The sequence below is a fragment of the bacterium genome, assembly GCA_035419245.1.
In the GTDB taxonomy this organism is placed as follows: domain Bacteria; phylum Zhuqueibacterota; class Zhuqueibacteria; order Residuimicrobiales; family Residuimicrobiaceae; genus JAKPUX01.
In genome coordinates, this window is the sequence record DAOLSP010000003.1 from 46200 (window position 1) to 61167 (window position 14968).

Consider the following 14968-nt stretch of genomic DNA (forward strand, 5'->3'; position numbering starts at 1 on the left):
CCTGATAGTATAGCCAACTAGGATCTGATAATCAAGCACTATCTCAGCAAAGCATGGTAAGCACTAGTCTGGAGAATCGGCTACCGGTGAGGTCCTCCGGCGGCCGGCTCTTGGTTCAGGAAACCGGCCTGCAAAGCGCCCCTTCCGGCAGACCCCTGCAGCCAGAAAAAGCTTATCGGGGGATAATTCTATTTGAAAAGTGCAGAATTTTTACCATATTCGAGCATCAATCGGGGAACCCAATTGTGGAAAAAACATACAATCTTGAATATTCCTTCAGAACCGGTACTCCCGAAGATCTAGACTTCCTCAAAGGGATGCTATATCAGGCGGCATTGTGGTCTCCAGAACAGCAGACGATCTCCCTTGAAGAATTGCTGAACATCCCTGAAATCACCCGGATTCTGGAAGATTGGCCGAACCGGGAGGGGGATCATGCGGTGATCGCCGTCGATGCGCAGAATCGGCCAATTGGCGCCGCCTGGTACCGTTTCTGGAGCACCGACCACCACAGCTTCGGATTCGTAGATGCCGAGACTCCGGAACTCGGGATTGCCATTGTGAAAACCTGGCGGAGCCAGGGGATTGGCAGAGCGCTGATGCAGCAGCTAATATCAGACGCCAGGGCGAGGGGCATCGAGCGCCTGAGCCTGAGCGTCGATTCCAGAAATTATGCGGCTGACTTCTATAAAGAGCTGGGATTCAGAACGGTGGGCGAATCCAGTGGATCCTGGACGATGCTGAAAGAAATGGAACGGTGAAGGCGGGCCGAAACCGCAGCATTTTCCCACCACCCAAGGAGTGAGTTCATGAAAAAGTGCAAGATAACCGTCCTGAAACGGACACTGCATGCGGATCTCGCCGATGAACATATCGCCATGGCGGTAACGCCGTGTGAAGCCTTTGCCGAGGGCCAGGAATTCGTCTTCACCCCGATGATGGAGCGGCCGCAGGGGTTTTGCGATTGGGCCTGGAATGATATCTACAAGGTCGTGATCGCCCTGGCGCGGGGGGGCAATTTTTCCGACGGCATGTTTCAGGACTGGATGAAGGAAACGAAGAGTATGATCACCTGCTGCACCGACGGCATTCGTCCGGTGATCTTCAAGGTGGAGATATTCGACGATGGCCGCACGTCCGCTGTTTTACCGTGATCGCTAAGGGGCGATTCTCGCCGCAGCTGCCTTGCCGGCGAACGCGCATATTGGAAGGAGGTCCATGCCATGCATGGTAAAAACCATCTTCTACGCTCGATGCTGTTCATGCTGTTGATTTGCATCACCCCCCTGCCCGCCAGTCAGACGTACCCCACCGGATCCCCACAAGGGGACACTCCTGCAGCCGCTCAGGTCCATATCAATAACCTGGCTCTCTGGGTACAGTCCGATGGCAAGACAGCTTTTAATCCTTTCACCCGACCTGCCGGAACACAAATTCCCTGGGGGCTGCTCTATCCGGACGGCGTTCCGGCCGGTCTGGTCTACGTTGATGGCATCGTCTGGGGGGGTATGGTTCGGGACGGCCAGACACCGGTGTTGCGGGTTGGCGGAAGCACGTGGCTGACCGGCTTGCAGCCGGGCGCGATCATCGCGCCCGGCCTGGCCGAGGATCCCGCCGCGGCAGCGGTCAACCGCATCTGGCGCTACCGCCCCGACTGGTCAACCGCCGATCTCACCTCCGAAGCTTTTGCGCTCTTGGCTTCGCGGGCCGATGCGGCCTCCCGTCAATTCCAGTTCAGTCCGGATGAATTGCAGGCCGCGGCCGATTCCCTGCGCGCGGCTTATGAAAAGGACCGGCAGGAATGGCCCTGGCAGAAGGGGGCCCCGTTCTACGACACGAACCACAATGGCCTGATGGAGGAGGGGGAAGAACCGGGTCTGCTGGAGGCGGATCAGGTGGTCTGGTTTGTCGCCAACGATCTCGATCCCGTACGCACGCTCGCCTTGTACGGCTCGCCGCCCATCGGTCTGGAAATGCAGGTAACCTTTTGGGGCTATCGTCAGAACGCCGACTTGGCCAACAGCCTCTATCGCCGGACCCGGGTGATCTATAAAGGTACGCAGACAACCCCGCCCACCGCTGTCATCGACAGCATGGCGATCGGATTATACAGCGACATCGACATCGGCAGCTGGAATGATGACCTCGCCGGAACCGACACCAGTCTGCAGATGATCTATGGATACAATGCTGCAGCGCTGGATACGGTCTATCAGAGCAAGTACGGCATCGCGCCGCCTGCGTTCGGCTATTCGCTGCTGTATGGCCCCGTCGTCGCCGCTTCGGATGCCGGCGGCTATGCGGTGCGCGATTTCCGCGCGCGCCGGGGGTTCCGCAATCTGCCGCTGACCTCCAGCTGGGTGGACCGTTCCGGCGATACCGATTCGCAACCCTCCACCGGCAAGTACGATGGAACCTTGCAATATTATAACGTCTTGTGCGGCTTCCGTCCGCGCCCGGTCAGCCCGCCAGCCCCATTCCGGATTCCGGCCACAGGGGTACCCGTGCGATTCTCCTTGACCGGTGATCCGGTCTACGGCACGGGTTGGTTGGATGAAAACGGCGGCGGCAGGGAGATCACCTGCAGCAGCGCTTATTTCAGCATGGCCCGAGGCGATACCCAGGAGGTCGTCATGGTCATGACCGCAGCCACAGGTGCGAACCGGATCGCCAGCGTGGAGGCGATGAAGTTTTTCACCCGGAAAGCCCGCGAATATGCGGGCTATATGTTCGTGACCGGTATTTCAGCGCGCGATCAGCGTATGCATCCTGCCACGTTCCAGCTCCTACAGAATTATCCCAATCCGTTTAATTCAGGAACGGTGATCCCCTTCGATCTGCCCGCGGAAGCGCACATCCAGGTAGCGGTTTACGATCTCTCCGGCAGGAGGGTGACGATACTGGTGAACGGGCAACTGCAAGCGGGTCCGCATGCCGTGCGCTGGGACGGAACCAATGCGCAGGGCGTCAAGCTGCCGAGCGGTCTGTTTCTGGTCAAACTGGAGTCCGATGCCCTTGTCACCCAAACCCGGAAGATCATTCTGATGAGATAATCTCGCGGATCTGATCATCCTTGTGTTGAGCAAAAAGCCCCGGCGATCAACCGATCGCTGGGGTTTTTCTATCGATCATCCCTGCCGATATGGGGAGCTCAGCTCAAAACCAGGACCCGCCTATTTTATCAGCATCATCTTGTGATGCACAAAACCAGCATCGGTTTCCAGCTGAATGAAATAGAGTCCGCTGGCGCGGGCCCCGCTCCACACGGCTTCGTGCCAGCCAGCGGTATGCGGGGCGTCGATCAGCCCGGTTACTTCGCGGCCGAGCCGGTCGTAGATGGTGATGCGCGCCCAGCCCGGTGTCGGCAGGGCATAGCGGATGGTCGTGCTGGCATTGAAGGGATTCGGGTAATTGTGCAGGGAAAGCTGCTGCGGCAGCTGATGCGCGGTCTCCGGCGTGCGGGTGTACCTGGCCAGCTCGAAGAAGCTCCAGCCATAGCCGTTGCGGCTGCCGGTAAAGTACAGATTATCCTGGCTGTCGCACAACATCCGCGCGGCGGGGAGATCCCCAAGCGGCCAACCCGCGATCACACGGCCCTGATCGTCTATTTCGCAAACCTCACGCGCGCCGGTACCGCTTTCCTCGAGCAATAAACAGCGCCCGGTGTTGTCCAGGAGAACATCCTGGAGGAGATCCGGCTGCACCCTCGTGTACCAGCTCTGTTCGCCCCCGGCGTCGAAATGGCTAACGAAAAAGTGGTGTTCCTCCCAAGTTTCCTGATAAAAGCCTGCCAGAGTTGCCTCCCCGCGCGCATCCATCCCCAGATAGACCGGACGGAGGAAGCCGTCCGGATGACCTTCACTCCTCTGCCAGAGCCGCTCGCCCGCCGGGCTGAATTTGCTGAGAATGCCCTGCTGGCGCACGCCGTGCGCGAGGTCCGTCGTGTAGCCCCAGACGAGAATATTCTGGTGCGGATCGACGGCGACATACTGCGGCCAATCGGAAGAGGTGGCGCTGCGGCTGAGGCCGGCGCGCCAACAAAACTTGCCCCAGGGGTCGTACTTGAGCAGCGCGCGATGCTCGCCGGAGCCGACCAGGGCGATAAAGGCATTCCCCTCGGCGTCCACCGCCAGGGCGGCCGGATGGACCCAGGAAGCATCCCCGCTGCGATATTCGGCGTGCCAGAGCATTCGTCCCGCGGGATCGCGCTTGAAGGTGAAGGCATTGCAGCCCGGACCGGTCCGCGGAAAGACCGCTCCGGTCACCAACAGATTGCCCTGCTGGTCGAGCTCCTGGGTACATAGGCTGCACGATTGCTGGTCTCTGGCGGCGACCTGGTGCCGCCACAGCTCTTTTCCCTCGGCGCTGACGCGAATGGTGAGAAAGAGATCGCGGCCGCCGGCATCTGAAACGCTGCCCCCGATGAAGGCCGAGCCGCCCCGGTCGATGTTCAGGCAGCGCAGGGTGGGCACGGCCTCGCCGGGCATGGCCAGGGGTGTGCGCCACAGTTCCAGGCCGGCGGGACTCCAGGCGGCGAGAAAAGGTGTGGATCCGGATTTGCCGAGCAGATAGAGCCGTCCGCTAGCATCCACCCGGCACTCGGCCACGTAATCGTTGGAGGTCCTTTGCCCGGCGCTGCACTGCTTCCAGAGAGTGCGGCCCTGGCTGTCCAGGACCCACGCGAGCAATTGGGAGGTGCCGTCGGCTGGATCGCGCAGCTGTCCGGTGATGATGCAGCGGCCTTGCCCGGCTGCGGCGAGGACCGGCGCAGCAATCTCCTCGTCACTCTCCCCTCCCGGCAGCCAGGACGCCCACCGCTGTTCACCCCGCTGATCATAGCAGAGCAGCAGGACGGGATTCGATCTGTCTTTGGCGTCGATGAGGAGCAAGAGATCGCCCGTGCTGCTCATTGTCATCCCCCGCAGTGAGCCCAGCGCGGGGCGGTACTCCGGCGGGCAGGTGGTCTGCCAGAGTTCATCCCCGACGGAGCTGTAGCAGCGCAATACCATCGCGTTGGCTTGTTCCTCACTGAATTCCAGCCCGGCGACAAAGAGATGCGCGCTGTCGCCGAGGGCCAGCTGCCCGTCGCCGGATTGGTTGCCGATGCCGGTTGCGTGGCGCTTGCTCCAGACCTGGGTGCCCTCCATCGTAAAGCACTGGACCAGGAGATCGTAAGACGAACCCTGCGGTGGTGTGCTCTCGGCAGCGAGATAACAGCGGCCATCCAGCCCCGTGATCAGGTCCAGCGGCGAATGACGACCCGGCTGATCGTAGCTGACGCGCCATTGCGGATGGCCATCGGCATCGTATCTCCAGAGGAAGCAGGTATAATCCTCCTCTCCATACTGGGTCCCGGTGACATAGAGACCGCCGTGGTTGTCCGCCGCGATGGCGTGCAGATTCCGATTCGCGCTTGCCGCCTGGCCTTCCTCGTGCTGCCATATAAGTTCCCCTGCTGCAGAATAGGCGAAAAAGGTCAGGCCCCCATGGCTCAAAAGGGTGGCGAGATAACACCTGCCGGAGCTGTCAACGGCCATGAAGAGCATGCCGGATTCCGGAGCGGATGGTCCGGCAATCAGCGTCTCGTGCAAGAGCGCTCCTTCAGTATCATACCGGAAGAGGTGCAAAGCAGGTTCGGGCGCATTTGAATAAGCGGCAAGGAGAATATGTTGCTGCGGGGTCACCGCGAGTCCACGCGGCAGGAAATCCCCGGGGAAGCCCGGATGAGTGCGGCTCCAGAGCAGCTGGCCAGAGGGTGTGTATTTCTGCAGGAGCAGGGCGCTGCCATAGGGGGTGGTCGTGCCATAGCCGGTCACATAGCAGTTGCCGGCTTTGTCGCTGGCTGTATACGAGCCGGCCGCTTCACCCTGGGACTGTGATGAGGCGGAAATGATCCGCCAGGCTTGCTGCGGCATCTCGCCGGCCTCTACCAGCAGCGGCGGCAAGGGCCGGAGAAGCAGCGAGGATACCAACATGAAGGGAAAAAACGAGGCATTAACAGACATGTTTTGCTCCGTTGGAGTACGGTTATGGTAGCATGCATGCATCATGGTCTCTAATGTAAAAGTAGGGATTCGGACACCGAAATGCAAGCATTGTTCACAAGTCTGCAGTCCATAGGTTTGGCATGACTCCAGACCTATAATCCTGCCAATGCCGGAATTTACAGCGCCGAAAAGAAATCGGTTGATATTCCCTTGTGGCGACGGGATTTCGAGTAACATTATTTGGATAGCCAACCGTGGAGGCCGTATGCAAATACGCATGCAACGGGTTTTAGTGCTGGCCGGGCTACTGCTTGCAGCCAGGTGCGGCGGCCAGAAGTCGACAGAACCAACTCCGGCCAAGTCCGACCTGGTAACCTTTTCCCTTCTTAAGACTTCTCTTTTCAGCCCGACCTGTGCGCGCTCCGGGTGCCATGGCACGACATCGACCCAGGCCAATCGGCTGCTGACCGCGGACCACACCTATGCCAATCTTGTCGATGTGGTCAGTTTCGAGTCCCACACGCTGAAGCGGGTCAAGTCGTTCGACTGTGCCGACAGTCTTTTGATTTGCAAACTCAACAGCATTGGCACCAGCATAATGCCCCCGGCCGACAAACTCGCTCAAGCCAGGATCGACTCGGTTGCCGCCTGGATCAACCGTGGCGCGGTAACGTCACCGACCAGATCGACCGCCTCGGAGGATATTCATTCAGGTAAAAGCTGAACAGAACCTTGCGGCGTTACCGGAACAGCCTTTTTTACAAACGGTTCGAGAGATTCATGGCGCGAACGGTCATCGGCAAATACTGGTACAAGGTGAAAGTCGCAGCCTGTGTCGTTGCCGCTTGCCTTGCATTAGCTTTCGGTTTACGCCAACTCGGCTTGAGCCTGAATGGTTTTCTGCCACGGGCATGGCTGGAAGGCCAGGGCTTTGTATCATCCGCCGTCATCGGCTACCTGCTGGTCGGTGAGGCCCTCTTTTTACTTCTGGCGGCACTGTTATTCTGGTATACGGGCAAGGAAGAGGAGGGGGAGGCCATAAGTGGGTAAGAGCCCACGCGAGAAGAGAGAGAGCTGGAAAACCTGCATAGAATGCTGCGCGAGCTCGCGCAGTCGACACAGCAGATGGCCTCCCGGCTTGGCGAGGCGGAAAAGAAGATTGAAGAATCAGCGCCTCGCCAGATCCGTGGTGGACAGGGATCCCCTTTTGCGGAAGAAGCGGTCGCAGACGACGCCATCACTGATCAGGTTCATTTTAGCCTGACCGCACCCGGCGTTCTTGCACCCGGAAGGAGCTATGCTCTTGATGTTTGGGCCCACCACGCCGAAAAGCTGGGGGAGATTTTGGAGAGGGCCAGAAAAGAACTCGGCAGCGGAACCATCCGGAGCAAGTCCAAGGGCGCCATTCAGATTGCACGCGACACGCTGATAACGGTAAATCTGCAGATCGCGGATCAATTCAGTGGCCCACACTGAAATAAATAAAACAAATCCCCTTTTTCTGCGTATTATAATTGATCGTTCTGAAAGCCTGCCTTATCATTCACATTCTTCACAGGAGGTACCATGCACCCTAAATTCATCCATCCCTCTACTGTGCTGCCTCTTCTGATGGCCCTGCTGCTCTTCGCGGCGGGCATCGTGGCGCTGGCCCACGCTCAGGAGATTGAGATCCCCTACCAGAAGTATGTTCTCGATAACGGTCTGACCGTGATCATCCACGAGGATCACAAAGCCCCCATCGTCGCCTTTAACGTCTGGTACCACGTCGGCTCGAAGAATGAAAAACCCGGCAAGACCGGTTTCGCCCATCTGTTCGAGCATCTGATGTTCAACGGCAGTGAGCATTTCAACGACGACTATTTCAAGCCGATGGAAAAAGTTGGCGCTACCGATCTCAATGGCACCACCAATGAAGACCGCACCAATTACTTCGAAAACGTGCCGGTCTCGGCCTTCGACGTCGCCCTCTGGATGGAGTCCGACCGCATGGGCCATCTGCTCGGCGCCATCGACCAGGGCAAGCTCGATGAACAGCGTGGTGTGGTCCAGAACGAGAAGCGCCAGTACGACAACGAGCCCTATAGCCTGGTCGAGGAGTTGGTGGCGAAGAACTGCTTCCCCGCCGGCCATCCCTATTCCTGGACCGTCATCGGTTCGCTAGCGGATCTCGATGCCGCCAAACTCGAGGATGTCCATGAATGGTTCAAGTCCTATTACGGCCCGAACAACGCCGTCATCGCCATCGCCGGCGACATCAACACCCAGTCCGCCCTTGAGAAGGTGAAAAGCTATTTCGGCGACATCCCCGCCGGTCCGCCCATCACCAAATATGAGGCTTTCACGGCCAAGCGGAGCGGTACGGCCCGCCAGGTCGCCCAGGATCGTGTGCCGCAGGCGCGCATCTACAAGGTCTGGAACATGCCGGCCTGGGGCACCATTTGTGCCGATAATCTGGACCTGATCAGTGATATCCTCGCGTCGGGCAAAACCTCACGCCTGTACAAGCGTCTGGTCTATGATGACCAGATTGCGACGGATGTCGCGGCCTATGTCGACGCCCGTGAGATCGCCGGGCTCTTTACTATCTACGCCACTGCAAAGCCGGGCGAGGATCTGAAAAAGGTCGAGAAGGCCCTCGATGAGGAATTGGCGAAATTCCTCGCCGAAGGACCCACGGAGGTCGAGCTGCAGCGGGTCAAGGCGCAGTACCTTTCTAATTTTGTCCGCGGCAGCGAACGCATCGGCGGCTTCGGCGGCAAGTCCGACATTTTGATCCGCAACGAGGTCTTCGGCGGCAGCCCGGATTATTACAAAACCACCCTGAAGCATATCAACGAGGCTACTGCGGCCGGCCTTAAAAAGAGCGCCAACGACTGGCTCAGCGACGGCGTATACATCCTCGAGGTCCATCCCTATCCCGAGTATTCCGTCGGAACCAGCACGGTTGACCGCACCAAGGTACCGGAGCCGGGCGCTCCGCCCGCTGTCGCCTTTCCGGCCCTGCAGCGGGCGACGCTCTCCAATGGCTTGAAGGTCGTGCTCGCCGAACGCCACAATGTTCCGCTCGTCAACATGAACCTGATCGTGGATGCCGGCTATGCCGCCGACCAGGGCGCTCTTTTGGGCACGGCCGGCATGGCCCTGGATATGATGGATGAAGGGACCAAAAGCCGTAATGCCCTCGAGATCAGTGAGCAGCTGGCGCTCTTGGGGGCGCGTCTGGGAACCGGCTCCGGCCTCGATGCCTCCACGGTGACTCTTTCCACCCTCAAGTCGAATCTCGATCCCGCTCTGGCGATTTATGCCGATGTCATCCTCAATCCCTCCTTCCCCGAGAAGGAACTGGCCCGGCTGAAGAAGCAGACTCTGGCCCGGATCCAGCAGGAAAAGGCCTCGCCGATAACCATGGCGATCCGCCTCTTCCCGCGATTTCTCTATGGCGAGGGACACGCCTATGCGATTCCTCTCACCGGATCCGGGACCGAGGAGTCGGTTGGCAAGATGACGGTGACGGATCTGGTCAAATTCCATCAGACCTGGTTCAAGCCCAACAACGCCACGCTGGTTATCGTCGGTGATGCCCGTCTGGCCGAAATCACACCCAAACTCGAGAAAACCTTCGCAGCCTGGAAATCGGGCAGCGTCCCGAAAAAGAATGTCACTATGGTGGCGCAGAAGCAAAAATCGACGGTCTACCTGATCGACAAGCCCCAGGCGCCGCAGTCCCTGATCCTCGCCGGCCATGTTGCATCGCCCAAGTCCGATCCCGACGATATTGCCATCAACATGATGAACAACATTCTCGGCGGCACCTTCACCTCGCGTATCAATATGAATATTCGCGAAGAGAAGCACTGGTCATATGGCGCCCACAGTCTGCTGCTGGATGCGCGCGGCCAGCGCCCCTTCATCGCCTATGCCCCGGTCCAGGGTGACAAGACCAAGGAGACGGTGCAGGAGATCTACAAGGAGTTGAAGGATATCACCGGCACGCGTCCAGCCACCCAGGAGGAACTCGACAAGATCCAGAAAAACGAAATCCTCGGCCTGCCTGGATCCTGGGAGACGATCGGAGCGGTCGGCAACTCCCTGGCTGACATCGTGACCTATGGATTGCCCGACACCTATTACAAGAGCTACCCGGACAAGGTGCGCAACCTCAAACTGGCTGACATCAAGGCCGCCGCGGCCAAGACCCTGCATCCCGATCAAGTGGTATGGATCGTGGTGGGCGATCGCGCCAAGATCGAACCCGGCCTCAAGGAGCTGGGCTGGGGCCCGCTCCAGGTGATCGATACCGACGGCAAACCGCTGCAATGAATTTGACTTCTCTTTTCAGCTGAAACTGGCGCCCGCTCCGGGTCACTCCGGACCGGGCGCTTTTATTTACCTCCGTTTTAACTCGCTGTGCCAAATAGTGCTTGCATATCGCCTGCGCGCAGACTATACTATTAAGGAGGGCGTTCCGCAAGCTCGCGGGACAGACGGGAGCAGTATCGAAACGGAAGCCGATCCCGGCGGGTGGTTCAAGTCGAGATACGATGATCAGGAGGTCCGCAATGTCCGCCAATTCACTGCTCCTTTTACTGCTCCTATCCGTCTGTTCTTTCGCTCAGGTGACGGTTTCGGTGGTCTCCGCGCCTGATCCCGGTACCGACGGCGACTACACCGCCGATGAGCACCGGATCGCGGTCGATGGCACGCTGCTGGCCTCCGGCCTCTACTATTGCCGTCTCGAGGCGGAGGGCCGCACCGTGGTACAAAAAATGATCCTGCTCAAATAATTTTCCTCAATTGGCCCGCCGGGGCCTGAAATATTCTCCATTCTCCCCCTGGTGCAGGTATGTTTAAAGACAGGTGTTCACTGCAGAAATCGGTTGCAGCAGCCAAACGCAGCCGTTGTCCTATCAACCGTTGGAGGAAGCGATGAAGAAACTGGTGTTCCTGCTTTCCATTCTGGCTCTGTTCTCTTCCGGCATGGCTGCCATGATAGTGGACAGTACGTCCACTCCGGTCTGGAAAGTAAGCGTCGATGATGCCGGGCAATCCTGGTTGAAAAAAGATCTCACCGTGCGCAGTATTGCCCTGAACAAGGTGACCAATCATCTCATGGTGGCTACCCGAACCGCGGGCACCCGGGTCGTGGTGCTCGATGCGGCGCGTGGCGACAGTCTCGGGCAGCTCAACATGACCGGAGTCAGCGGTGGCACCTATGCCCTCAATAAAGTGGGGGTCACCGATGACGGCGTCATCTACGGCTGCAACCTGAACACCGCCAATGGATTCAGGATCTACCGCTGGGCGAATGAAAGCGCGGTCCCGACGGTGGCGGCGGATACGACCATTACCGGCGTCACCCGCTATGGCGACGCCTTCGCCGTGATGGGCCAGGGCGTGAATACCAAGATTTTCATCTCCGGCAACAACGCTGCGGCAAAAATTACCCTCCTCGGTACCCGGGACGGGCTCAAGTTTCATGTGGAAAAGGTCCTGCCGAAAAACGGCCAATGCATGGACATTTTCCCTGAGGACACCAACACCCTCTGGATCGACGGCACCGGGCTCAATGCCACCCGGTTGGATGGCAATGGCGAGATCACCGGCACCCTTCCCACCAGCGTTATTCCTCTGGGCGCCTCCGCCCTAGCTCATTTTGGCTATGCCGGGTACTGGTATCTGGCCAGCACGGGCGGCAACCTGGTTCCGGCTGCCGGCCGTCTTGTGCAGCTCGAAGATAACCTTGCCGATTCCCGGGTCAATGTCGTCTGGAAGGGGATGGGCGCCAATGCCAATACCTCTGGCGCCGGCGCAGTTGTCGTGCAGCCCGACAGCGACCGCGTCTGGATCCTGACCACCAACAATGCCCTTGCCCTCTATCCCTTCGGCGGCTACGCCTCTTTTCCGCTGGTCTGGCGCTCGCGCGCTGATACCGCCACCTGGCAGGGGACCAGCAGCATGGCGCGTTCGCTGGCGTATAGCCTCAAGACCAGACATCTCTACGCTGCCACACGGACGGGTGGCGCTTGGATCAAGGTCTTCGATCCGGCCACCGGCGCGCTGATCCGCGACCTGAACACCGCCGGCATGGAGGGCGGCACCTATCCTCTCAACATGGTCGCGGCATCGGAGGACGGGCAGATCTTCGCCGCCAATCTCGCCCTGCCCGGCGAGGTCTTCAAGTTATACCGCTATGAAAAGGAGAACGCCACCCCGGTTCTGGTCTGGCAGGGTAGCGTCGCTGCTCGCACCGGAGACGTCCTGGCATGCACCGGCAGCGGCGACCGGGTGACGGTTTTCGCATCTGGGATGGACAACGATCGGATCAGCACTTTTATGCCGATCGGCGAAACCCTGTTTGCCCGGGGCATGGATATCCCCCTGCCGGAGGCCAATGCCGCCGGCCTGGGCATTGCCCCGGTGAACAGTGACTATCTTTTCGTCTCGGCTCCGACCCAGCCGGTCCGCTATATACGCAAAGACGGCACCGTGGTCTTCGCCTTTGATCCTTCCGAGGTGAGTGGCGCGGCGGTTGGCTTTAGCGAAATCCCCGCCCTGGACGGCAGTACACGCAAGTTCCTGCTTTTGACCCGAGGCTTTGCGCCGGGCGTGCAGGCGCTCGAGCTCTTTGGCGAGGATGGGGAAAACCTTTGCGCCTATTGGGAAAAATGGTGGGCGGCGACTCCGCTCTACAGCCGCACGGACAATCCCACGGCCGCCTCCCAAGTGGTCTACGATGTCTACAGCAACACGTTGATCGAACTGGCCACCAACAACGGCCTGAGCGCCTACTCTTTCGCCAATATCATGCCCAACGCCGGGCGGCTCGAACCGGATCCGGTCTTCTCACGGGACTATCTCGATTTCGGTCGAGTTTACGCCGGCACGACTCCGGAGCAGCATTTTTCGATCGTCAATCGGGGCAAGATCCCCTTCGAGATTTACACGGCGGCTTTTGACGGCGAGTCGTTCAGCAGCGATCTGGCGGCGCCGGTTAGCATCGATGTGAATGATTCCATCACCGTAGCGGTCACCCTGGCGGCTGATGGTGCGGGCGACCTCGATGATGCCCTCACCCTGGTGACCAACAAGGGGACCTACGAGGTGCAGGTCTATGCGCTGGTCGAGGAACTGTGGCCTCTGGTTTGGCGCCAGACGCCGGACAGCACGGCCTGGCTGGGCCATGCGGATGAGACCACCTCTCTGGTTTATAACCAGGCTTCGGGGCATCTCCTTTGCGTCAGCCGCAGCGACGGCAATCAGATCAAAATCCTCGATCCCGGGGATGGTCGGGTGATCCGGACGCTCACGGCCGCCGGCATGGCGGGCGCAGCGGTGCCGCTTCATAGGGCCGCCGTCAGCGCCGACGGCCAGATCTTCGCTTGCACCCAGGCGCCGGCGGGGAGCAACCTTGCGCTCTATTACTGGGCGGATGAAACCGCCGCGCCGGTGAAGCTCTTCGACGCGCCGCTGCCCGGCCGCGCCGGCGACGCCCTGGGAATCTCGGGCACTGGCAAGGATGTGGTCGCCTATGCTTCGGGATGGGACAACGAGAGGATCTATACCTTCGCGACCCGCGACGGCGTGACGTTCAACCGCGGCGAGGACATCCTCCTGCCGGAGCCGGGCGCAGCCGGCAATGCCATCAACCCGACCGATGACGACCGCTTCTTTGTCGGCGGCATCGGCGTTCCGGTCCGTTATCTCAACCGGACTGGCGCGGTGCTTCACGAGTTTGATCAGGCCGAGTTCGGCGGCACCAGCTGCAGCTATTTTACGGTCGAGACCACTTCCGGCGCCATCCGCCGCTTTATCTCCGTCAGTACGGGTTTCGCTCCCGGCACACGCATTGCCGAGCTCATGGGCACCCCGGGCGACAGCCTCTGCAGCCGCTATCATCTGCTGCCCGTCGCCACTCCCGCCTACGCCTCGGCGCCCAATCTCTCTGCCACCGCGCAGGCTGCCTATGACCGGGTGAAGAACACGCTGGTCGAGCTGGTGACCAATAACGGCCTGAGCGCCTATTCATTCATCCAGGTGGTGCCGGATCCCCGCTCCTGGCTCATCTTGACGCCGATCGCCGCGGCCAGAGCAGATGTCAACGGCGATTTCAAGCCGGACCGCCTTGGGGAGATCCTGACGATCCAGGGGACGGTTACGACCCTCAATTTCAACACCGGCAATTCGTCCAGCTATTATCTCCAGGACAACCAGGGCTGGGGCATCAATTTCTACTCGAGCAAGATCAATTACAAACTGGAACCGGGCGACCAGGTGCAGATAACCGGCAAGATCGAATTCTATAACGGTCTGACCGAGATCACAGCGACCGATACCGCGGCCGTCCGGTTGCTCGGAAAGGGCGTGCTGCCGGCTCTGCAGGAGCTGAGTAGCAGCGCGGAGATGAATGAGCGCACCGAAGCCACGCTGGTGCGCCTGACCGGCTATTACCTGGCAACGCCGGCGCTATGGCCGGCCGCGGGGAAGAACGCGACGCTCAAATTCGTCCGCGCCGTGGATACGGTGCTGGTCTTCATTGACAAGGAGACGGACATCGACGGCTCGCCGGCTCCCCAGGGCTACTGGGCCATCAGTGGCGTGGTCGACCAATACACCACCAGCGTTCCGCCCCGAGACAAATATGAGATCCGGCCGCGCTCGCTTGCCGATCTGACGCTGATGACCGGCGTGGCCCGCAGCAGGGAGGAACTGCCCGCTAGCTATGCCCTGCGGCAGAACTACCCGAATCCCTTCAATCCCGTCACGACGATCGAGTTTGAATCACCGGCAGCGGGCGAGGTCCGGCTCAAGGTCTACGATCTCCTCGGCAAGGAGGTGGCGACTGTCTTCGAAGGCCGCCTCGAGGCCGGATTCCACACGTTCAGTTTCGACGGCAGCCGCCTCTCCAGCGGCGTTTATTTCTATCGCGTCGAGGCCGGCGGTTATACCGAACTGAAAAAGATGACTTTGATCAAGTGATG

At 59.7% G+C, this 14968-nt stretch carries 10 protein-coding genes; 9 read left to right on the plus strand and 1 reads right to left on the minus strand.

Annotation, left to right across the window (positions count from 1 at the left end):
• Positions 1–110: 110 nt before the first annotated feature.
• The 3 genes from PLH32_06130 (at position 111) to PLH32_06140 (ending at position 3053) form a co-directional block, all read left to right on the plus strand.
• Positions 111–761: a GNAT family N-acetyltransferase gene (locus tag PLH32_06130; protein HQJ64174.1), complete on the plus strand. Its 651-nt coding sequence runs from the start codon at positions 111–113 to the stop codon at positions 759–761.
• A gap of 48 nt (positions 762–809) precedes the next feature.
• The gene (locus PLH32_06135; GenBank protein ID HQJ64175.1) at positions 810–1154 is read left to right on the plus strand and encodes a TIGR04076 family protein; all 345 of its coding nucleotides are present in this window, start codon (positions 810–812) and stop codon (positions 1152–1154) included.
• A gap of 69 nt (positions 1155–1223) precedes the next feature.
• Complete coding sequence (locus PLH32_06140; protein HQJ64176.1) at positions 1224–3053, plus strand: FlgD immunoglobulin-like domain containing protein; 1830 nt, start codon at positions 1224–1226, stop codon at positions 3051–3053.
• A gap of 120 nt (positions 3054–3173) precedes the next feature.
• Here PLH32_06140 and PLH32_06145 read toward each other — a convergent pair whose 3' ends face one another.
• Complete coding sequence (locus tag PLH32_06145; GenBank protein HQJ64177.1) at positions 3174–6005, minus strand: T9SS type A sorting domain-containing protein; 2832 nt, start codon at positions 6003–6005, stop codon at positions 3174–3176.
• Between the two features lie 259 nt (positions 6006–6264).
• On the opposite strand from PLH32_06145, the gene PLH32_06150 reads away from it, so the two are divergent.
• The 6 genes from PLH32_06150 (at position 6265) to PLH32_06175 (ending at position 14966) form a co-directional block, all read left to right on the plus strand.
• A complete protein-coding gene (locus PLH32_06150; GenBank protein ID HQJ64178.1) occupies positions 6265–6711 on the plus strand; it encodes a hypothetical protein in 447 nt (148 codons plus the stop codon).
• Positions 6712–6767: 56 nt separating this feature from the next.
• The gene (locus tag PLH32_06155; protein ID HQJ64179.1) at positions 6768–7037 is read left to right on the plus strand and encodes a hypothetical protein; all 270 of its coding nucleotides are present in this window, start codon (positions 6768–6770) and stop codon (positions 7035–7037) included.
• Between the two features lie 42 nt (positions 7038–7079).
• Positions 7080–7463, plus strand: a complete 384-nt coding sequence (locus PLH32_06160; protein ID HQJ64180.1) for a hypothetical protein — start codon at positions 7080–7082, stop codon at positions 7461–7463.
• Between the two features lie 90 nt (positions 7464–7553).
• Positions 7554–10310 (plus strand): pitrilysin family protein, encoded by a 2757-nt coding sequence (locus PLH32_06165; GenBank protein HQJ64181.1) that lies wholly within the window; start codon positions 7554–7556, stop codon positions 10308–10310.
• 239 nt (positions 10311–10549) lie between these two features.
• Positions 10550–10774, plus strand: coding sequence for a hypothetical protein (locus PLH32_06170; GenBank protein HQJ64182.1), 225 nt, complete (start codon positions 10550–10552; stop codon positions 10772–10774).
• 142 nt (positions 10775–10916) lie between these two features.
• Positions 10917–14966: a DUF4623 domain-containing protein gene (locus tag PLH32_06175; protein ID HQJ64183.1), complete on the plus strand. Its 4050-nt coding sequence runs from the start codon at positions 10917–10919 to the stop codon at positions 14964–14966.
• Positions 14967–14968: the final 2 nt, after the last annotated feature.